Origin of the sequence: Pseudomonas sp. 32_A (assembly GCF_017490905.1) — a bacterium.
Classification (GTDB): domain Bacteria; phylum Pseudomonadota; class Gammaproteobacteria; order Pseudomonadales; family Pseudomonadaceae; genus Aquipseudomonas; species Aquipseudomonas inefficax.
In genome coordinates this window covers 1-527 of the sequence record NZ_JAFGYI010000174.1, presented here as the reverse complement: position 1 = coordinate 527, position 527 = coordinate 1, and the positions used below count along the sequence as shown (strand labels likewise).

Sequence of the window (527 nt, the reverse complement as noted above, 5' to 3'; positions counted from 1 at the left end):
CTTCTCGCTCGCGCACGACGACGGCCAGTCGAACCGCAACCTCGCCGACGCCGACGTGATCCTGATCGGCGTGTCGCGCAGCGGCAAGACGCCGACGAGCCTGTATCTCGCGATGCAGTACGGGGTGAAGGCGGCGAACTATCCGCTGATCCCGGAAGACTTCGAGCGCGGCAAGCTGCCGACGCCGCTTCATCCGCACCGCGACAAGCTGTTCGGCCTGTCGATCGATCCGATGCGCCTGTCCGAGATCCGCAACGAGCGCCGCCCCGGCAGCAAGTACGCGGCGCCGGAGAACTGCCGCTACGAGATCAACGAGGCCGAAGCGATGATGCGGCGCGAAGGCGTCAAGTGGCTGTCGTCGACGCACAAGTCGATCGAGGAGATCGCGACGACGATCCTGCAGGAAATCAAGCTCGAGCGGCAATCGTATTGACCACGCGGCGCGCGGCGCGTGGGGCGGCGCCGTATCGCCGTCGCGCGCGGCATGCGCCGCGACGGACCGCGCGGGGCGGCGCCCATGATCGACC

General features: G+C 68.1%; 1 protein-coding gene. It reads left to right on the top strand.

Annotated features, from left to right (window positions below):
* The coding region (locus J5M58_RS26150) for a kinase/pyrophosphorylase (RefSeq protein WP_207880232.1) at window positions 1-433 on the top strand (433 nt) is incomplete at its 5' end.
* Window positions 434-527: the final 94 nt, after the last annotated feature.